This window comes from Pseudonocardia xishanensis (genome assembly GCF_039541715.1).
GTDB classification, from domain to species: Bacteria; Actinomycetota; Actinomycetes; order Mycobacteriales; family Pseudonocardiaceae; genus Pseudonocardia; species Pseudonocardia xishanensis.
The window spans coordinates 1-19079 of sequence record NZ_BAABGT010000030.1; the positions used below are offsets into that span (position 1 = coordinate 1).

The 19079-nt window shown below is 71.9% G+C and carries 20 protein-coding genes; 11 read left to right on the forward strand and 9 right to left on the reverse strand.

Annotation, left to right across the window (positions count from 1 at the left end; all coding sequences use genetic code 11):
• Positions 1 to 162: 162 nt before the first annotated feature.
• Entirely contained in the window at positions 163 to 1005 is an 843-nt protein-coding gene (locus ABD993_RS12195) for an SDR family oxidoreductase (protein ID WP_345416151.1), read from the reverse strand.
• Positions 1006 to 1168: 163 nt separating this feature from the next.
• Positions 1169 to 2104, reverse strand: a complete 936-nt coding sequence (locus tag ABD993_RS12200) for an alpha/beta hydrolase (RefSeq protein WP_345416153.1) — start codon at positions 2102 to 2104, stop codon at positions 1169 to 1171.
• 274 nt (positions 2105 to 2378) lie between these two features.
• On the opposite strand from ABD993_RS12200, the gene ABD993_RS12205 reads away from it, so the two are divergent.
• The 5 genes from ABD993_RS12205 (at position 2379) to ABD993_RS12225 (ending at position 7430) form a co-directional block, all read left to right on the forward strand.
• Positions 2379 to 3146 carry a hypothetical protein gene (locus ABD993_RS12205; protein WP_345416156.1) on the forward strand — a complete coding sequence of 256 codons (768 nt, stop codon included), beginning with the start codon at positions 2379 to 2381 and terminating at the stop codon, positions 3144 to 3146.
• Complete coding sequence (locus ABD993_RS12210) at positions 3131 to 4198, forward strand: AMP-binding protein (RefSeq protein ID WP_345416163.1); 1068 nt, start codon at positions 3131 to 3133, stop codon at positions 4196 to 4198. The genes ABD993_RS12205 and ABD993_RS12210 overlap by 16 nt, the downstream gene beginning before the upstream one ends.
• 27 nt (positions 4199 to 4225) lie before the next feature.
• Complete coding sequence (locus ABD993_RS12215; RefSeq protein WP_345416166.1) at positions 4226 to 5878, forward strand: flavin-containing monooxygenase; 1653 nt, start codon at positions 4226 to 4228, stop codon at positions 5876 to 5878.
• 36 nt (positions 5879 to 5914) lie between these two features.
• Positions 5915 to 6715, forward strand: coding sequence for a mycofactocin-coupled SDR family oxidoreductase (locus ABD993_RS12220; RefSeq protein ID WP_345416169.1), 801 nt, complete (start codon positions 5915 to 5917; stop codon positions 6713 to 6715).
• Positions 6716 to 6833: 118 nt separating this feature from the next.
• Positions 6834 to 7430, forward strand: a complete 597-nt coding sequence (locus ABD993_RS12225; protein ID WP_345416172.1) for a TetR/AcrR family transcriptional regulator — start codon at positions 6834 to 6836, stop codon at positions 7428 to 7430.
• Positions 7431 to 7446: 16 nt separating this feature from the next.
• Here ABD993_RS12225 and ABD993_RS12230 read toward each other — a convergent pair whose 3' ends face one another.
• Positions 7447 to 8379, reverse strand: a complete 933-nt coding sequence (locus ABD993_RS12230; RefSeq protein WP_345416174.1) for a TIGR03619 family F420-dependent LLM class oxidoreductase — start codon at positions 8377 to 8379, stop codon at positions 7447 to 7449.
• 424 nt (positions 8380 to 8803) lie between these two features.
• On the opposite strand from ABD993_RS12230, the gene ABD993_RS12235 reads away from it, so the two are divergent.
• Positions 8804 to 9610 carry an SDR family oxidoreductase gene (locus ABD993_RS12235; RefSeq protein ID WP_345416177.1) on the forward strand — a complete coding sequence of 269 codons (807 nt, stop codon included), beginning with the start codon at positions 8804 to 8806 and terminating at the stop codon, positions 9608 to 9610.
• A gap of 15 nt (positions 9611 to 9625) precedes the next feature.
• Here ABD993_RS12235 and ABD993_RS12240 read toward each other — a convergent pair whose 3' ends face one another.
• From ABD993_RS12240 to ABD993_RS12265, 6 genes are all read right to left on the reverse strand, one after another.
• Positions 9626 to 10507, reverse strand: a complete 882-nt coding sequence (locus ABD993_RS12240; protein ID WP_345416180.1) for a TIGR03619 family F420-dependent LLM class oxidoreductase — start codon at positions 10505 to 10507, stop codon at positions 9626 to 9628.
• A gap of 41 nt (positions 10508 to 10548) precedes the next feature.
• Entirely contained in the window at positions 10549 to 12162 is a 1614-nt protein-coding gene (locus tag ABD993_RS12245) for a flavin-containing monooxygenase (protein WP_345416183.1), read from the reverse strand.
• A gap of 174 nt (positions 12163 to 12336) precedes the next feature.
• A complete protein-coding gene (locus ABD993_RS12250; protein WP_345416186.1) occupies positions 12337 to 13083 on the reverse strand; it encodes an ABC transporter ATP-binding protein in 747 nt (248 codons plus the stop codon).
• On the reverse strand, positions 13080 to 14972 hold the full coding sequence (locus ABD993_RS12255) for a branched-chain amino acid ABC transporter ATP-binding protein/permease (RefSeq protein ID WP_345416189.1): 1893 nt from the start codon (positions 14970 to 14972) through the stop codon (positions 13080 to 13082). Before ABD993_RS12255 ends, ABD993_RS12250 begins: the two co-directional genes overlap by 4 nt.
• 3 nt (positions 14973 to 14975) lie before the next feature.
• Positions 14976 to 15833 (reverse strand): branched-chain amino acid ABC transporter permease, encoded by an 858-nt coding sequence (locus tag ABD993_RS12260; RefSeq protein WP_345416192.1) that lies wholly within the window; start codon positions 15831 to 15833, stop codon positions 14976 to 14978.
• A 3-nt stretch (positions 15834 to 15836) separates the two neighbouring features.
• A complete protein-coding gene (locus ABD993_RS12265; RefSeq protein ID WP_345416195.1) occupies positions 15837 to 17048 on the reverse strand; it encodes an ABC transporter substrate-binding protein in 1212 nt (403 codons plus the stop codon).
• Between the two features lie 499 nt (positions 17049 to 17547).
• Here ABD993_RS12265 and ABD993_RS12270 point away from each other — a divergent pair, with 499 nt between their 5' ends.
• From ABD993_RS12270 to ABD993_RS12290, 5 genes are all read left to right on the forward strand, one after another.
• Positions 17548 to 17775, forward strand: coding sequence for a hypothetical protein (locus ABD993_RS12270; RefSeq protein WP_345416198.1), 228 nt, complete (start codon positions 17548 to 17550; stop codon positions 17773 to 17775).
• A gap of 33 nt (positions 17776 to 17808) precedes the next feature.
• On the forward strand, positions 17809 to 17985 hold the full coding sequence (locus ABD993_RS12275) for a thiamine pyrophosphate-dependent enzyme (RefSeq protein WP_345416327.1): 177 nt from the start codon (positions 17809 to 17811) through the stop codon (positions 17983 to 17985).
• A 105-nt stretch (positions 17986 to 18090) separates the two neighbouring features.
• Complete coding sequence (locus tag ABD993_RS12280) at positions 18091 to 18300, forward strand: hypothetical protein (RefSeq protein WP_345416201.1); 210 nt, start codon at positions 18091 to 18093, stop codon at positions 18298 to 18300.
• 64 nt (positions 18301 to 18364) lie between these two features.
• Positions 18365 to 18628: an alpha/beta fold hydrolase family protein gene (locus ABD993_RS12285; protein ID WP_345416204.1), complete on the forward strand. Its 264-nt coding sequence runs from the start codon at positions 18365 to 18367 to the stop codon at positions 18626 to 18628.
• Between the two features lie 102 nt (positions 18629 to 18730).
• Positions 18731 to 19075, forward strand: a complete 345-nt coding sequence (locus ABD993_RS12290; RefSeq protein WP_345416207.1) for a hypothetical protein — start codon at positions 18731 to 18733, stop codon at positions 19073 to 19075.
• Positions 19076 to 19079: the final 4 nt, after the last annotated feature.

The window sequence follows — 19079 nt, forward strand, 5'->3', positions numbered from 1 at the left end:
GCCAGGCAGTCACACGTTCCCTGACCGCCTACGACCACTGAAGGGGAGTTCGGACTTACTCGTCTAGGCGGCCGCCATTCCGGCGGCGCCGGGCCCGGCGATCCACGGCGTCGCCCGGCCAGGCGGCAGGCGGCGGCGTGGGCACCGGAAGCGATCCTCCGGCTATGCGAACCGGCTGCGGAAGGACCTCGGCGCCCGCCGTGCCACGAGCTGTTCCGCCCGGTCGACCATGGCCGAACGCCCGGCCTCCTCGTGCGTGAAGATGTAGAACTCCCCCCGCGCCGCCTGCGCGATGATGGTCTCGGCGGCTTCGTCTGCGCTCATGCCCCTCTCCCGCACGGCGAGCATGTCCCGGCGGTGCCCCTCTGCGGCCGCCACGTCACCGTGGTCGACGCCGCCGGCACTGGCGAAGATGTCCGACACGACCGGGCCGGGCAGGACCGCGGAGACCACGACGTCGGCGCCGGTCTGAGCGATCTCCTGGTGCAGGCACTCGGTCAGGGCGAGCACGGCGTGCTTGCTCATGATGTAGGGAGCCTGCAGAGGCACGGTGGTGACTGCGCCGATCGACGCCAGGTTGAGGACATGGCTGCGGTGACTCGCAGCGATCATGTCCGGCAGGAAAGCACGCAGCCCATGGAAGACACCGTTGATGTTGACGTCGACGAGCCGCTGCCACTGGGACACGGGGACGTCCCAGACGTAGCCGAACTGCTCGAGACCCGCGTTGTTCACCAGGAGCCGCACCGGGCCCAGCTCCGCGCCGGTCCACCGGGCCAGGACGGCGACGGCGTCGGCGTCTCGCACGTCGACCTGGTAGGGCACGCCGCGTCCGGGCGAGGCGAGGCTGCCCGCGACCCGCTCGGCGGCGTCCCGGTCGATGTCGGCCACGACGACGGTCATCCCCGACGCCGCGAGGTGGCGGGCCAGGCCCGCGCCGATACCGGCCCCGGCACCGGTGACGACGGCGACCCCGCCGTCGAAGACCTCGTGTCGTGTACTCATGCGAACTCCTCCGTCATCGAGGCGGTCGACCCGGGACCACCGATGTGGCGGCCCGGGGGGAGAACGGGACATTCAGCTGCTCGGCTCAGACCAGTCAACGACGCACCCCCGGGAGCGACGAAGGGTCCGCCCGCCGGAGGCTGGGCCTGCACCCACCCACCCCTCATCCCCCGGATCCGACCGCCGCGCGGAGGACCTCGACCTCCTCGGCACGCTCGCGGTCGCCGATCCGGCTGCTGAGCATCGCGGTGGACCCGTGGAACGTGCCCGGGAACACGTGCAGTTCGGTGGGGACCCCGGCCGCGAGAAGCGCGGACGCGTAGGCGATGCCCTCGTCTCGGAGTGGGTCGAACTCCATCACGCTGACGTAGGCCGGGGGGAGGTCACGGAGGTCGGTCGCCCTCGCCGGGGCCGCGTACGGCTCGACGTCCGCACCCCCCGGCACTCCCCGCTCGAGATAGGCGTCCCAGCTGAGCGCGCTCTTGGTGGTGTCCCATCCCGGCGTGTCGGTGAAGGCCCGGATGCTGGCCGACCGCTGCCGGTCGTCGAGCACCGGAATGTTCAGGAACTGGAAGCGCGGCCGAGGACCACCACGGTCGCGGGCCAGCAGCGCCACCCCCGCGACCAGGCCGGCCCCCGCGCTGACACCGTGCAGCGCGATCCGACCCGGGTCCGCACCCAGCTCGTCGACACCCTTGCCCGCGAGCCACTCCAGCGCGGCGTAGACGTCGTCGACGGCCGCGGGATAAGGGTGCTCGGGGGCGAGCCGGTACTCGACCGAGACCAGCGGCAGGCCGGTCTCCCGGACCAGCTCGACGCTGCGCGCGTGGCTGGTCTCCACACTGCACATCACGAACCCGCCGCCGTGTGCGTGCAGGATCACGCCGCCGCCGTCGACCGGCCGGTCGGGCCGGTACACCCGCACCCGGGGCCCGTCGCGGATCTCCTGTTCCTCGACCGCGACGCCTGCGGGGTCGACCTGCGCGGCCGCCGCGGCCGCGGCCGCGTCCAACGCGGCACGCGTCGCCTTCAGCTCACGGAGGTCGCGCCGCGGCAGCCCCTCCACGTGGGGGGCGATCTCGTCGTCGTAGCGGTACATCACACGACCTCCATGCCCGGCTTGACACCACCGTAGCAAATGGTTGCTTGGTTACGCGCCATCCCCGAGCCCGCGGCGCGGTGTCTCACTGACCGGGACCGTCGGCCCACCGAGACCCGGTCCGCCCCATGATCGTGGTCGACCTGCCGCGCGTCGGACAGTCCCAGGGTTTCCGCGGCCGGCGCGCCTTCGCGCGACCGTCCCGGTGAAGCCCCCGGCAGGTCCGGCGACGTGGAGGTCAGCAGTGTTCTCGCAGCGAGCGTTCTTTTCGTTCGTGGCCCTGAGCGACAAGTCGCCTGCGGCCCACCGCACCTACAACGAGTGGCACCAGCTCGACCACCGACCCGAGAACCTCCGCCTGCCCGGGGTCGCGTGGGGCGACCGGTGGTCGCGGACCTCGGAATGCGCCGCCACGGGTCGCGACGTCGCGGGTGAGCCCGACGCGCGCTTCGCGGACGTGGACTACATGGCCATGTACTGGTTCCGGCAGCCCTCGGACGAGAGCGTCGCCGCGTGGTCCAAGCTGGGCGAGAATTCGTTCCAGTGGGGCCGGGGGCCCATCCTGCCCGGGGTCGCCAGGCCGCTGCTCGCGTTCTTCACCCCGGTCCTCGGCTACGTGTCGCCGCGGGTCCCCGTCTCGGCCGAGACCCTCCCCTTCCGGCCGAACCGGGGGCTGCACGTCACGCTGACCCAGCTCGACGAGCCCCACGGGGCCTCGGCGCACGAACAGTTCCACTGGCTGGACACCGTCCGGATGCCGGACCTGCTCGACGTCCCCGGTGTGGCGGGGGCATGGACCTTCTCCCTGCTCGAGCCGCAGCGGCACGCCAGCCTGCCACTCGACGCCGTCCCCGAGTACCCGCGCGGCTCGCTGCGCGTGACGCTGCTCTACCTGGACGACGAGCCCGAGACGGTCACCCGCGAGGTGGCCGAGCGGACCGTGGCCTGGGACGCCGACGGTCGTGGCGCGCCTGCCCCAGCCGCCGAACGAGTACTGTTCTGCTCCCCGCTGCGCACGATCATCCCGTGGCAGGACTGGTGAGCCTGAGCCCCGCGACGGACACCCGGGACGTCGCCGCGGCGCCGGCGACACTCCCCGAGGTCCTCCGCCGCAGGGCCCGGCTCCACGGCGGTGTCGAGGCCGTCGTGGACGGCTCATCCGACGGATCCGGGATCTGCTCCCGCGCACAGCGGGTGACCCACCGGGACCTGCAGGCGGCCGTCGAGCGGGTCGCCGCCGCGCTGCAGGCGCTCGGTGTGGCCCCGGGCGACGCTGTCGGGGTCCGGGCACCCAACTCGGTCCGCTGGGCGCTCGTGGCGCTCGGCCGCGGGGATCCCGGTGACCCGCTCCTGCTCGACGAGGTCCAGGACGGCGAGGGTGTCCAGCTCCCGGACCGGGAGCGCCGTGGCTCGGCGCAGAAGACAGGAGAACAGCCCGGCGAGCAGCCCGAAGCTGTGGAAGAACGGGTTCACCAGCAGGTAGCCCCGCCGACCCTCTACGCCTCGCTGCTCAACGCCCCGTCCCTGGCCGGGCGCGACCTGTTCGCCCTGCGGCTCGCCGTCACCGGCGCCTCCGTGGTGCCCAGGGAGCTGATCCGCCGGATGCGCGACGAGCTCGGCCTGCGCGAGGTCGTGACGGCGTACGGACTCACCGAGGCGGGCGGCGTCGTGACGATGTGCAGGCTCGGCGACCCGGGCGAGGTGGTCTCCGCCACCAGCGGACGCGCCGTCGACGGGGTGGAGGTGCGGATCGCGCCCACCACCACCGACACGGGGGAGATCCTCGTCCGTGGGTTCAACGTCATGTCCGGTTACCGTGCAGACCCGGCCGCGACCGCCGCCGCGGTCGACCCGGACGGCTGGCTGCACACCGGGGATGCGGGCCGCATGGACGACGCGGGCAACGTGACCGTGACCGGCAGGCTCGACGACATGTTCGTCGTCGGGGGGTTCAACGTCTCCCCCGCCGAGGTCGAGCAGCTGCTCTGCCGCCATCCGGCTGTCTCGGAGGCGGCGGTCGTCGTCCTGCCGGAGCTGCGGCGGGCGGCCACCGGCAAGGTCGCCAAGGCCGCACTCGGACAGACGGCCCGATGAGACACCCGACGAGTAACGAGGAGTGCAATGCCTGACGACACCACCGCAGGGTCCGTCGACGTCGTCGTCGTCGGGGCCGGAATAGCGGGCCTCTACGCGATCCACCGACTGCGCGAGCAGGGACTCTCGGTCCTGTGTGTCGAGGCGGGTTCGGGGGTCGGCGGGACCTGGTTCTGGAACCGGTACCCCGGTGCCCGGTGCGACGTCGAGAGCATCGACTACTCCTACTCCTTCGACCCGGAGCTGGAGCAGGAGTGGGAGTGGTCGGAGCGCTACGCCACCCAGCCCGAGATCCTGCGCTACCTGAACCACGTCGCCGACCGGTACGACCTGCGCCGGTCGATCCGCTTCGAGGGGCGAGTCGCCCGCGCCGTCCTGGACGAGAGCAGCGGCCGTTGGACGGTCGTCCTCGACACCGGTGACGAGATCGACTGCCGGTTCGTCGTGTTCGCGACGGGCAGCCTGTCCGCGGTCCGCACCCCGGCGATTCCCGGGCTCGCCGACTTCGCAGGCCGGGTCCTGCACACCGCCCGCTGGCCGCACGAGCCGGTCGACCTCGCCGGGCGCCGGGTGGGCGTGATCGGCACGGGCTCCTCGGGGATCCAGCTCATCCCCATCGTCGCGGAGCAGGCCGCGCACCTGACCGTCTTCCAGCGGTCGGCCAACTACTCGATCCCCGCGCCCAACCGGCCGCACACCGACGAGAGCCGCGCGGAGTACCGGGCGGCCTACCCCGAGCGGCGCAAGCTTTCGCGGGAGAGCGGCGGCGGGTCGCCACACTTCCCGCACCCCCGAAACACCCTGGACGTGGACGAGGCGGAACGGCGCCGGACCTACGAGAAGCAGTGGGCGCTCGGGGGCGTGCTGTTCAGCAAGGCCTTCCCCGACCAGCTGCACAGCGAGGAGGCCAACGCGCCTGCTCGGGCCTTCTTCGAGGAGAAGGTCCGCGCGGTCATCGACGACCCCGCGGTCGCCGATCGGCTGATCCCGCGGGACCACCCGATCGGCTCGAAGCGGATCTGCACCGACAGCGGCTACTACGCGACGTTCAACCGCGAGAACGTCTCGCTCGTCGACCTGCGCGAGACGCCGATCGACGAGATCCTCCCCGCCGGGATCAGGACGGGCGAGGTGCTGCACGAGCTCGACGACCTCGTGTTCGCCACCGGGTTCGACGCTCTCACCGGGGCTCTCGCGGCGATCGACATCCGCGGCCGGGACGGGCGGGAGCTGCGTGCCGAGTGGGCCGACGGGCCGAAGACCTACCTGGGTCTCGGCGTCGCCGGCTTCCCGAACATGTTCGTCATCACCGGCCCGGGCAGCCCCGGCGTGCTCAGCAACATGGTCCTGGCCGGTGAGCACCACGTCGACTGGGTCGCGGAGACCATCGACCACCTGGACGCACAGGGCCTGTGGGGGATCGAGCCGAGCGCCGAGGCCCAGGAGTCGTGGGTCCAGCACTGTGCCGAGCTGGCGGAGGGGACCCTGATGGTGCGCGCGAACTCCTGGTACGTCGGGGCGAACGTGCCGGGCAAGCCGAGGGTGTTCATGCCCTATGTCGGCGGTTTCGGGCGCTACCGCGAGGTCGTGTCCACCGTGGTCGAGAAGGGCTACGACGGATTCGAGATGCGGGCAGGGCCCGGTGTGGAAATTGGACCCGCACAGCCCGCCGTCGGCTGACATCCCCACCCGAGAACACGACCCCGAGGAGAAGACATGCGGCTCAGCGGCAAGACGGCGCTCGTGACGGGCGCGGCGCAGGGCATCGGGCGCAGCCACGCGGTGAAGCTGGCGGAGGAGGGGGCCGACGTCGTCCTGGTCGACCTCTGCCGCCGGCTCGACATCGTGGGCTACCCGATGGGCACCGAAGAAGGCCTGGCGGAGACGGCGCAGGCCGTGCGCGCGCTGGGTCGCCGGGCCCATCCCGCCGTCGCCGACGTCCGCAACCCGGACGAGCTCAGCGCCGTCGTCGAGGCGGGGACGGCCGAGCTGGGTCCCCTCCGGGTCGTGGTGGCGAACGCGTCGATCTGCACGGTGCAGCCGGTGGAGGATCTCACCGCCGAGGTCTGGCAGACGACGCTCGACATCAACCTGACCGGGGTCTGGAACACCGTGCAGGCCTCGCTCGGCTCGCTGGAGGAGTCGGGGGGCGGCAGCATCGTGATCATGGGGTCGACGGGGTCGGTGGTGGGTCTGCCCTTCTACCTGCCCTACGTCGCGGCGAAGCACGCGGTCGTCGGCGTCGCCAGGACCCTGGCGCACGAGCTCGCGGACCGGAACATCCGCGTGAACCTGATCCATCCGACCGGCGTCGACACGGCACAGGGCCATTCACCGGTGTTGCCGCAGCTGCTGGACAAGCGCCCGGACCTGCGGGGGATCTTCGCCAACACCCTCCCGGTGAGCCGCATCGACCCTGTGGACCTCAGCAACGCCCTGCTCTACCTCGCGTCCGACGAGTCCCGGTACGTGACCGGCGCCGAGATCCGGGTGGACGCCGGGGCCACCATTCGATGAGTGTTGCGCACCTGTGACGCGGTGAGGGCCGAGGCGGGCTGTGCGATACACAAGGACGAGGAGACGAAGGTTCGGATAAGCTCCATCTACCAAGCGCTTGACTGTGGAGGATGACGCGGTGGTGACGCAGACGGCCGACCGGCGCTCGGCGATCCTGAGCAGCGCCGCCGAACTCTTCGCCCAGCAGGGCGTCCGCTCGAGCACGGTGAGGCAGATAGCGGACCGTGTCGGGATGCTCTCGGGAAGCCTCTACCACCACTTCCCGTCGAAGGACGCCATCGTCAGGGAGATCGTCACGAGCTACCTGGCAGACCTGCGGGAACGCTACAGCCGTGTGCTCGCCATGAACCTCGCACCGAGGGCCCGCCTGGAACAGCTCATCCACGCCTCGCTCCTCGCGGCCGAGGCCGCGCCGGACGCGACGGTGGTCTACCAGAACGAGATGAGCTACATCCGCGGGCTCCCCGAGTTCGAGGAGGTCAAGGCGGCGACCGCGGAGGTACAGCAGACGTGGCTGGGAGCGATCGAAGCCGGCCGCGCCGACGGCTCGTTCCGCACGGACATCGAACCGCGGGTTTTCTACCGTTTCCTCCGTGACGCGGTGTGGCTGTCCGTGCGTTGGTACCGCCCCGAGGGCAGCTACACCGTGGACCAGCTGGCCGAGGACTGCGCCTCCCTGTTCCTCGACGGATACGCCGCCTTCGACGACGACTGAGCTCGCCGCGCCGTACTCACCGCAGGGCGGTGGCGACCTCGGCGTCGAACCACCGCAGGAAGTCGAGATACTCCTCCAGGGACCGGAGCGCTCGCGGCGGCTCGGCCACCGTCCGGGTGATGCCCACCGGTCGGTACGACCCGGCGTAGGCGTCCACGAGCCGGTCACGATAGGCACGCAGCCGCGCGGCACCCGCGTGCGCGAACCCCTCGTCCAAGTGCACCCCGGACGGCGCGAAGAGCCAGTTCAGGTCGAAGGTCTCCGCCTTCCCCGCGAACTCGGGCTGCGCGCGGAGATAGTCCAACAGCGGAGGCAGCTCGGCGACCGTGAAGCCGACCGGGTTCGGCTGCCACCCCTCGTGCCGCGCCGCGCGTCGGAGCGCAGGCTTCGAGTTTCCCCCGACGTAGATCGGCGGCCGGGGCTTCTGCAGCGGCCTGGGCTCGACGGCGAGACCGGCTATCTCGAAGTACCTCCCGCGATGCTCGGGCCACTCGTGCGTCCACAGGGTGTCGAGGGCCTGGAGGATCTCGTCGGTGAGGGCGCCGCGCTCCGCGAACGGCACCCCGAGCGCCGCGAACTCCTGCTCGGCGTGCCCCACTCCCACCGAGACGTCCACCCGCCCCCCGGACAACACGTCGATGGTGGCGAGCGTCTTGGCCAGCCGCAGCGGATGGTGGTAGGGCAGGACCAGCACGCAGAAGTCGAGCCGCACCCGACGGGTCGCAGCCGCCGCGAAGGCCATCACGGCGAGGGCGTCCTGCCAGTAGCCCCCGAGCCGCGGGACCTCACCGCGCGGCATGGCCAGGTGCTCGGAGACCGAGACGCTGCGGTAGCCGAGCTCGTCCGCGGTGGCGAAGATCTGCCGAAAGCCGTCCGCGTCGAGCGAGTGCGCCCAGTCGTAGCGTCCCGGCGTGTGGTTGGCGCCGGGCACGACGACGTCGAACTCCACAGGTCCGCTCCGTTCGTCCGGCCGCAGCCGGCACTCGGTACAGGGGTCGTCGGGCCCGGGTCGACCCTCGGGCCGGGTAGCGGCTCGACCCGGGCGACGTCGCTGCGGGTCCTGTCCCGCACCACGATGCGCCACTCGCCGGCGCGTCGCCCGGCCCGATACCACCACGCCGACCGGGTCCGAATCAAGCGCTCGTTCACGGTCGGTGGCAGGATTTCCGGTGATCGGGACGGAGGACCCACGGCCCCTGAACCGGTCCTAGGGTCGACGGACGGGACGAGGAGGCGCCGGATGCCGAGGAGCGGCAGGCTGCTCGACGGCCGCGCGGAGACCCTCCTGTGATCCTCCTGCGACATCGTCGTGTTCGCGCCCGGGTCACACTGTCAACGACCGAGCGCTTGTTCGGAGCGCGGAGGGAGTGCACGTGCTGAACGAGGAGTGCCCGTGGGATCTGTCGGGTCGATCCGTGCTGGTCACGGGGGGTGCCCGCGGGATCGGCAGGGTCGTCGCGGCCCGGTTCCTCGCCTCCGGGGCCGATGTCGTCGTGTGCGGGCGCACCGAGCCGGACCGCCTGCCAGAGGGAGGCGGCCGGACGGCGACGTTCGTGCCGGCCGACCTGCGGGACGCCGATCAGGCCGCCCACGCCGTGCGGTCCACCACGGAGCGACACGGCCGTCTCGACGTCGTCGTCAACAACGCGGGCGGGTCGCCCGCCGCCGACGCCGCGACGATGTCGCCGCGCTTCTTCGAGAAGATCGTCTCCCTGAACCTGCTCGCCGCGTTCTCGGTCGCCCAGGCCGCCAACACCGTGATGCAGGGCAGGCCCGAGGGCGGCTGCATCATCAACATCGGCAGCATCAGCGCCCATGACCCCAGCCCGGGCACAGCCGCGTACTCCGCGGCGAAGGCGGGACTGCTGATGCTGACGAAGGCGCTGGCCCTCGAGTGGGCCCCGGCGGTGCGGGTGAACCACGTGACCGTGGGCCAGGTGGAGACGCAGGGGATGGCGGAGTGGTACGGGTCCGCCGAGGAGAGCGGCGAGACGGTACTCGCGCGGCTGACCGGCACGATCCCCGCGGGCCGGATGGCCACCCCTTCGGACGTCGCGTCGGCCTGCCTCTACCTGTCCTCGCCGCTCGCCTGCTACATCAACGGCGCCGACCTCGCCGTGACCGGCGGCGGGGAGTACCCCGCCCGCCACCTCGAGTCGCTGCCGAGGGGCGGGGCCTGACACCGGGCCGTCCCGTCACCCGCGGAAACCCGCGATGACCTCGTCCCCGAATCGGCGCAGCCGGTCGATCTTCGGTCCCAGGGGCTCGGAGTCCGGCTCCCGGTCCAGGGGCGAGTGGGGACCGGGGTAGCCGGCGTGCACGTGGGTGACCCCGATCTCCTCCAGCCTGCGGATCGTGTCGACGTCCGGACCGGCTGTGACGTGCACGTCGAAAGGCTCGCCCTGGCGGCCGTGGGCCCCGAGGGCCGTGTGGAGGCGCGTGAGCAGCTCCTCGAGCTCCGCCAGGCCGCGATGGGTGCTGACCCACCCGTCCCCGATGCGTGCCGCTCGGTCGAGCAGCCGCTCCGACTCGCCCGCCAGCAGCAGCGGGATCGGCTTGTCCGGCACGGGGTTCAGCCGCACCGCCGGGAAGCTGTAGAACTCGCCGTCGTGCTCGGCGTAGTCCCCCGTCTGCAGGGCCCGCAGCACCGCGATGCACTCCTCGAACCGGCGACCCCGGCCCTTCCACTCCAGGCCGACGAGCGCGTAGTCGTCCGGCCAGGGACTGGTGCCCACACCGAGCCGGAGCCGGTTGTCCGACAGCACGGCGACGGACGTGGCGGTCTTGGCGAACAGGACCGGGTTCCGGATCGGGAGCTTGAGGACGAACGGGATCAGCTCGACCGTGCTCGTCACCGCGGCCATCGCGGCGAGGGCGACCATCGGCTCGAGGAAGGGCTTGCGCTCGAGGAACTCCCGGGAACCGTCGGCGGTGTACGGGTAGCGGGAGTCGGACTCCCGCGGATACCCGACGCTGTCGGAGACCGAGACGCCGTCGAAGCCGGCCTCCTCTGCGGCGCGGGCCAACGGCAGGTAGAACTCAGGGTCCACCATGGTGATGGATGCGACGAACTTCACTGGGATCTCCTCGGTCGGCTTCGGGGCGGGTCCGTCTGCGGTCAGCAGGTCGTGAAACCGCGGTAGTCGTCCCGGGCGATGTCGGCGGCGAGGCGCCGGTACCGGTCCAGGCCGCCCGCGTAGGCGAGCATCCGCCGCGGCTTGCCTTCGACGTTGGTCCCCAGGTACCAGGAGCTCGCGGCGAAGCGGTGCACGGTCAGCTCGGTGGCCGCCGCCACCTGCTCGTCCCACCAGAGCTGAGCCTGGGGCGTGGCCTCGGACCGGCTCAGCCCTCGCCGCCGCAGGTGCTCCAGGTGGTCGACGATCCAGTCGACGTGCTGCTCGATGGCCGCGACCACGTTGACCAGGATCGAGGGGCTGCCGGGACCGGTCACCGTGAAGAGGTTCGGGAAACCCGTCACCGCGACCCCGAGGTAGCTCGAGGCCCCGTCCCGCCAGCGGTCGGCGAGCGCCTCACCGGTCGGTCCCCGGAGGTCGATCCGGGAGAGCGCGCCGGTCACGGCGTCGAAGCCGGTGGCCAGGACGACGACGTCCACCTCGTAGTCCGCGTCGTCCGTCTGCAGCCCCCGGGGGGTGGCGCGCAGCCCGCCCGCCGTGCGCAGGTCGACGAGCGCCACGTGGTCGCGGTTGAAGCACTCGTAGTAGCCGTCGTCCAGGCAGATCCGCTTGGCGCCGATCGGGTGGTCGGTGGGGACCAGCCGCTCCGCGGTCTCCGGGTCGGTGACCGTGGTGCGGATCTTGCCGCGCACGAAGTCCGCGAGCCGGGCGTTGGCGGTGAGGTCCCGGCCGGTGTCGGTGAAGTGGCTCAGGAAGGCGTACCCGTAGCCGGCGTCCCACGCCCGCTCGCACTCGTCCGCCCACTCGGCGTCGGACAGACCGATGGCGGACCGGCCCGAACCCGCCAGGGCGGTACCGGTGCGCGTGGTGAACCGCGCCCGACGGCGCTCGTCCCGCCCCGCCCGCGCCGCGGCCCGCTCCTCCTCGTCCAGCCCGCGGTGGGCCACGCGCACCGAGAAGTTCGGGCTGCGTTGGAACACGTGCAGTGCCGCGACCCGGTCGGCGATCGCCGGGACCACCTGCACCCCCGACGAACCGGAGCCGACCACCGCCACGCGCAGACCCGCCAGATCGTCCGGGCCGACATCCTTCGGCCAGGTCGCCGTCTGCAGCACGCGGCCCTCGAAGGTGTCGAGCCCGGGAATCCGCGGCGACAGCGGCGCGGACAGCGCGCCGACGGCCGTCACGACGAAGCGCGCCTCCCACTCACGGCCGTCCGCCGTGGCGGCGGCCCACGTCCGGCTGCGCTCGTCGAACCGGAGGGTCGCGATGCGGGCGTCGAAGGTGAAAGCGGGACCGAGGTCGAGTCGGTCCGCCACGAACTCGAGGTAGCGGCGGACCTCGTCCTGGGTCGCGAACCGCTCGGACCAGTCCCACTCCTCGTCGAGTTCGGTGGAGAAGGTGTAGCAGTAGTCCAGGCTCTCGACGTCGCACCGAGCCCCCGGGTACCGGTTCCAGTACCAGGTGCCCCCGACCCCGCCCGCGGCCTCGACGGCCTGGACGTCGAACCCCGCGGTCCGGAGCCGGTGGACCGCGTACAGCCCGCCGAAACCGGCGCCGATCACCAGGACCTCACACTGCGCACGGTTACCCGCCACTGCCACCTCCACGTCATCTCGATCCCGAACGACGAACCCCGTAGCCAAGCAATCGCTTGATACGTTACTCAGGACGGTACCCGTCCGCTACCGCGCCGGCGCACGCGGTGACCAGAGCTGTCGCCGGGCATCGGCCGCGTCAGCCTCGACCGGCGGCCCGCTGGAGCCGGCGGGCTACGGTCCGGTCGAGGGAGTCGTCCCGAAGTACGCCCCTCGGAGCAGCTCGAGGTCGTCGAGGTCCGGTGCGCTCCCCGCGAGGGCGACCCGGCCGCTCTCGAGGACCGCGACGTCGTCGGCCACCCTCAGGGCCGCCTCCACGGCCTGCTCGACGAGCAGGATCGCCAGCCCCGTCGTCTTGAGCTCGGTGATCCGGTCGAGCACCTCGGCGACGACGACCGGCGCCAGCCCGCCGGAGGGCTCGTCGAGCAGCAGGACCCGCGGGCGGGTCATCAACGCGGTCCCGATCGCCAGCATCTGCTGCTGCCCGCCGGACAACGCTCCGGCGAGCAGACCCCGGCGGTCGGCCAGCATGGGGAACAGCTCGTAGATCTCGTCGACCGAGCTCGCGAGCGCGCTGCGCCGCCTGCTGTGCCCGAACCCGCCCAGGAGCAGGTTCTGCTCGACGGTCTGCCGGTGCAGGACCCGCTTCCCCTCCTGCACGAAGGCGATGCCCAGCCGGATGCGCCGATGGGTGGCCAGCTTCGAGATGTCCGCCCCGTCGAGCTGCACCGTCCCCGCCGACACCGGGTTGAGCCCGGCCACGGCACGCAGGGTGCTCGTCTTGCCCGCGCCGTTGCGTCCCAGGAGGGCGGTCACCCGGCCGGGGTGCACCTCGAAGGAGACGTTACGCACCACGCGCAGGTCCCCGTAGCCGGTGGCGAGGTCGCGCACCGCCAGCGCCGCCCGTCCAGGCTCCGTCATGACGTGCCTCCCGTGCGGTTGTCGGAGTTCACCGGCTCCTCGACGACAACCGCGGCCGCTCCCAGCGCGCTGCCCGCGACGTCCTCGGGGGTGACCCCGAGGTACTCGGCGAGGACCCGGGGCTCGTGCTCGATCACCTCGGGCGGTCCCGCCCCGATGACCGCACCCTGGGCCAGCACCACGATCTGGTCCGCCAGCTCGAGCACCAGCCGGAAGTTGTGCTCGACCAGCACGACGGTGCCGCCGGCGTCCCGGATGCGGCGGATCGCCAGGGCGAGGCGCGCCACCTCCGCCTCGTCCAGGCCCGACGCCGCCTCGTCCAGCAGCAGCACCCGCGGCCGCGCCACGAGCGCCCGGGCCACCTCGAGCTGTCGGCGCATGCCCAGCGGCAGTGCGGCCGCCTCGGCGTCGGCCAGGTGCTCCATGCCGACGACGGCCAGCGCGCGGGCCACCTCCGTCGCGTCCGCCCGACGGACGTGGCGGAACCTCCTGCTGTGCACGACGCTGCCGACCATGGACACGTGCTCCGTGCTGTACCGACCGGCCGCCACGGCCTGCTCCACCGTGAGCCCCCCGGGGATGTTCGGGGTCTGGAACGTGCGCGCGACGCCTGCCCGGGCGACCCGGTACGACGGCAGGTGCTGGACGGCCTCGCCGTCCAAGGTGATCGTGCCCGCGTCCGTGCTGTAGAAGCCACAGATCATGTTCAGCATGGTCGTCTTGCCGGAACCGTTCGGCCCGATCAGCGCGGTGACCCGCCCGGGTGTCGCCGCGAAGTCGACGCCGTGCAGAGCCCGGTTGCCGCCGAAGCTCTTCTCGAGCCCGACGACTTCCAGCGACGCGCCCGCCAAGCCGCTGAGCTCGCCGTCCGGCGAAGGGCCGTCCCCGCGTGGCACCGGAGCGGGGCGGATGTCCGCGGACCGGTCCAGGCGCGCAGCCGCCCTGCGGGCCAGGCCGGAGAGGCCGCCGCTGAGCAGCACACCGCCGACGACGAGGAACACCCCGTAGAAGACGAGGGCGTACTCCTGGAAGGCCGATGACTGGTTGGGCCCGAACTGCATGACGGCGGCCCCGACGAGAGCGCCGTACACGCTCGCAGTCCCGCCGAGGATCGAGGCGGCCAGCACCGTGGTGGCGATCGTGAACCCGAACGCCTCCGGCGCGATGTACAGGTCCAGGTTGGCGAACAACACGCCCGCCAGACCCGCGGGGATCGCCCCGAGCGCGTAGCCGACCAGCTTCATCCTGAAGACCGAGATGCCCACCGACGACGCCAGGACCGGACTCTGCTTGAGCACCCGGAACGCGACGCCGTGCCGGGAGACGACGATGTTGCGCATGAAGGCGAACCACAGCGCCGCGACGACGACGAGCAGGATGTACAGGCCCGTGTCGTCGAGCACCTGACCGAGCAGCGTGGGGCCGGGGATCCCGGACAGCCCGTTGCGGCCACCGGTGATCGGCTCGAGGATCGCGATGACGTCCGGCAGCACGAGGACCAGGAAGAACGACGTCATCGCCAGCGACCAGCTGCCCAGCCGCAGGCCGGGCACCCCGGTCACCAGGCCGACCACCAGGGCGACGACACCGCCCGCCACCAGCTGCACGAGGACGTCGGTCGTCCCGGCGACGGACATGATCCCGGCCGTGTAGGCGCCCGCCGCGTACATGGCGGGCTGGCCGAGCGCGAGCTCGCCCGCGTACCCGAGGGACAGGTTGAGGCCCGAGACCAGCAGGGCGAGGATGAGCGCGAGCTGGATCTGCCGGGTGGCCGAGAAACCCAGGCCCGCGAACGGCAGCAGGAGCACGACCACCGCGAGCGCCAGTGGCAGGGCCCACGAGGGCAGCGCCCGAACCCCGCGCCACAGACCCACCAAGGGGGCACCCATCGGTCACACCACCCGCTCTCGAAGCCGGCCGAAGAGGCCGGTCGGACGTGTCATCAGCACCACCAGCAGGAGCACGAACACGGCCAGGTTGCTGAACTCGGCACCGAGGTAGCGGGCCGCCAGGCTCTCCACGAGCCCCACGGCGAGGCCGCCGACGAGCGCCCCGGGCAGGGACCCGAAGCCTCCGATCGCCAGGGCGACGAAGCCCTTGAGGGCCAGTGCCGCCCCCAGGGTGGCCACCGCGTAGGTCTTCGGACCGACGAACAGTCCCAGCGCACCGGCCAGCGCACCGGACGCCGCGAACACCCAGAAGGCGATCTTCCGGACGTCGATGCCGAGCAGCTGCGTGGCGTCGCGGTCCTCCGCCATGCCGATCAGGGCGATCCCTAGCATCGACCGGTTGGCCAGCCACGCGAGCACCACGACGAGGAGGACGGCGAGGCCGATCAGCACCAGCTCGACGGGGTACACGCGGCCGCCGAGCAGCGACACGAGGTCCTCGGACCCGAAGAACGGCACCGTCAGCGGCTGGCCGCCCCAGATCAGCTGGGTGAGGCCGTTGAGGACGGTCGCGACGCCGAGGGTGGTGACGAGCTGGGTCTGGTGGTCCGGGACCGGGCGCACGGCGACCCGCTCCTCGATGGCCGCCGCCAGGGCCACGACCACGATCGCCAGGATCGCCACGACCACCACGGGCAGCCGGAGCACGACGAGCCCGGTGTAGGCCACGAACGTGCCCACCATCATCAGCTGCGCCTGCGCGAAGTTGAAGGTGTGCGAGGACAGGTAGACCAGGTTGTAGCCGATCGCGACCAACGCGTACACGGCACCGAGCGCGAGCCCGGACCAGACGAGTGTCACGCCTCAGCTCCCGGCACCGCTGCCGAACCGACCGTCCTTCAGCGTCGACGGCGGGATGAAGGTGTAGTCCGTCGGCAGCGCGTTCGACGCGTGCGAGGTCGGGGTGAAGGCGTACCGCGAGTAGACGGCCGTCTTCGCCGCCTCCTGGACCGACTCCTTGGTCACGGACTCCGCCATGGCCTGGGGGTCCGTCGAGCCCGCGTCCGCGGCGGCCGCGGCGGCGAGCTTCACCGCGTCGTAGTTGACGGCGTTGAGGAGGCTGGTCGGGATGGGGCCGATCCGCGTCATCGCCGCCACCATCTCATCGGCAGGCGGGGCACCCTGGTTCTTCACCGCACCCTTGGGGACCTGCATCGTCAGGTCCGCGACCTGCGGCGTGCCCAGCACACCGTTGGGCGGCGGGTTGGTGACCAGGCTCGTGGCCGAGACCGACAGGTCGCCCATCATGGGCACCGACCACCCGAGCCGGTCCTTGCTCTGCAACAGGTACCCGACGGGCGCGCCGTAGCCGTCGACCAGCAACGCCTGCGGCTGCCTGCTCTGCAGCGACTGCAGCTGCGGCGTCATGTCCAGCGCGGCGACGTCGTACTCCTCGTTGCCGACGACCGTGACGCCCGCCTCGGTGAGGGCCTTCTCCCACCCGTTTCCGATGCCGACCCCGTACGCCGAGCTGCCGTGGATGATGCCGACCGAGGTGTAGTCGCGCCTCTTCACCTCGGCCACGTAGGCCGCGACGCTGTCGGCGGGCGAGGACAGGTCGAAGTTGAGCGGGAACTTCCCGGGGTCCCCCGAGTCGGCGGTCGGGGCCCCACAGAACGAGAGGATGTCGTGCTGGTTCAGCACCGGCAGGATCGCCGCCGAGATCGTGGACGGTCCGGACATCAACACCAGGTCCGGCTTCGCGTCCGAGTTGATGGCCTCGCGGATCCTGGTCAGGGCCTGCGTCGGGTCGCCCGCGTCGTCGACCACCGTGACCTCCACCGGCCGACCTCCGACCCCGCCCGCCGCGTTCACGACGTCCGCCCCCGCCTTGGTGGAGAGGATCGAGGTCCCGGAGTTGGCCGCCAGGACCCCCTGGGCGCTCACCCCGCCGGTCACCAGCACGCGGTACGGCTTCTGGGAATCCCCACCCGCCGCCTCGGTGCCGCCACCGCAGGCGGCCAGGACGAGCGCGGCTCCTGCGGCCACCGCAGCGGCGGCCAGCCTTCGAGTCATGTCAATCCCTCTCCACACCGGCGACACTGCCGATCAAGCGCTTGGTTTAGCCACCGTAATGAGAGCGAGGTCACTCGTCAAGCAGCTCCGAACAGGCTCTCCGCGACCCGAACGACACCGCCCGGAGTCCGTGGCCGGCCGAATAGTGTCCCAAGCGCTTGCTAGACCCGCTCGGAAGGGGAGTTCCGATGATGACCGCTCGGTCCGGGTCGTGCCGACGGCTCCGGCTGTCCCATCCGACGGGCGGGCCGCCGAGGCCACGATGCCTGCGAGCGACGCGATCGCAATGGCGCTGGAGGCGCTCGGGGTGCGGAACGCCTTCGCGCTCGCCAGTGCCCACAACACGGGTTCACCGGGTCGTCGGCTGGTGGCACGAGCAGGGGGTCGGGCGCGCCGCGGACACGGACGCGCGGAGAGCTCGAGGTGGCGTCGTGAGCGGCGGACCCGGGACCACGAACGCGATGGGCGGGCTGTACGAGGCGCACCACGCGTCTCCCCGGTGCTGCTGATCACGAGCCAGGTCGCCGCCACCCATCTGGGGCGGGGCCGCGGCTACGTCCACGAGGCGGAGAACCAGGCGGCCATGCTCCGCTCCGTCTGCCGCGACGTGGTCTCGCCGACCTCCGCCTGCCGGCTGCCACCGAGGTCCAAACGCGCGCACACCGTGGTCTGCCTCTTCGACGACGGCAGCTACGGGATGCTGCGCCAGGTGGACCAGGGGGACTAGGGGGTCGGGCCCTCGACCCGCGCAGGGTTCGACCTGGCCACGCCGGACTTCCACGACGTCGCGGTGGCGTTCGGCGCCCGGGCGGCACGCGTCGCGAGCGCCGAGCGGTTCGAGGACGCCTTCGTCGAGGCCCTCCGGTACGCCGGTCCCACCGTCATCCACGTCGACATGGCCGCACTGTCACCGCTGCGGCCCACGCTGAGCACCTGACGGCACGCCCGCGCCGGGCCCTGACGACGGAGGGATGTCGACCGCGGGCTCGCACACCTCGGCGGAGCTGTTGGCCCCCCCGCGCTGGGCGAGCTGAGCAGGCGATTGACGGACGAGATCGAGCCGAAGCCGGGCACCGACCCGCAGGTCCAGGTCGCCGCGCTCACGGCGATGGCGCTCGGCTGGAGGCTCTTCGGCCCGTTCGTCCAGGGCATCGCCGGACTCGGTGACCGCACCATCGAGGACCTGACCGAGACCGTCTACGCGCTCGTCCGGCGGTCGGTGGTGGGCGAGGACGACGGTTCCGACGGCTGAGCGTCCGCGAGTCCGGGTCCGGCGCCCACGGGCCGGGGCCGACCCGGTCAGCTCCAGGTACTACATGCACAGCCACGCCCTCACCGCGGAGCAGGCGACTGCCATCGACACCGCACGGACGGGCGTCTACCTCCTGACCGGGCGGTACGACAGGCTGGCTCTCACGGGAGGCAGCCAGGAGTTCGCCGACGCCATCAACGCCGCGCACTTCGAGATCGGCGAGGGCCTGGGTCAATTCCAGCCGTCTGAGAACCCCGAGGTGTTCATGGAGGCCCTGAACCCGGTGCTCGACGAGATCGCCACCAAGTACCCGGACCGACCCCGGTGAGCATCGTGCGATCACTCAGCTGCTTCGAGCCCCTGGCCGGGAGGCCCGTGCCGGAGTCGGAGCGCCACTACACCGAGGTCCACCGGCCGCTTCCACCAGCTGATGCAGGGCTTCGCCGCCGCCGCGGCGGAGAGGCCGGGTGTGGGGATGGCGGTCCGGGACGAGGTGACGGCGGAGGGCATCGCCGAAGCCATGACCGAGGAGGGCCAGTTCCCCACCGCGGCCGACCTCCCGCCCACCACGATGGTCGGCTACCTGCGTGTTCGGCTCGACGAGGACGAAGGCGCGACGCTTCTGGCGGCCGACGGCTTGTGGGGCCCGCTGCAGGACCCCTGGTTCGAGGTGAGCCGCGGTCTCCTCATGGAGGAATGGGTGGGCGTCGACCGGCGCGCAGGCGGACGATCCGGCGCGGCTGACGTCCCGACTCCCCGGGGCCGGGCCACGTGACGCA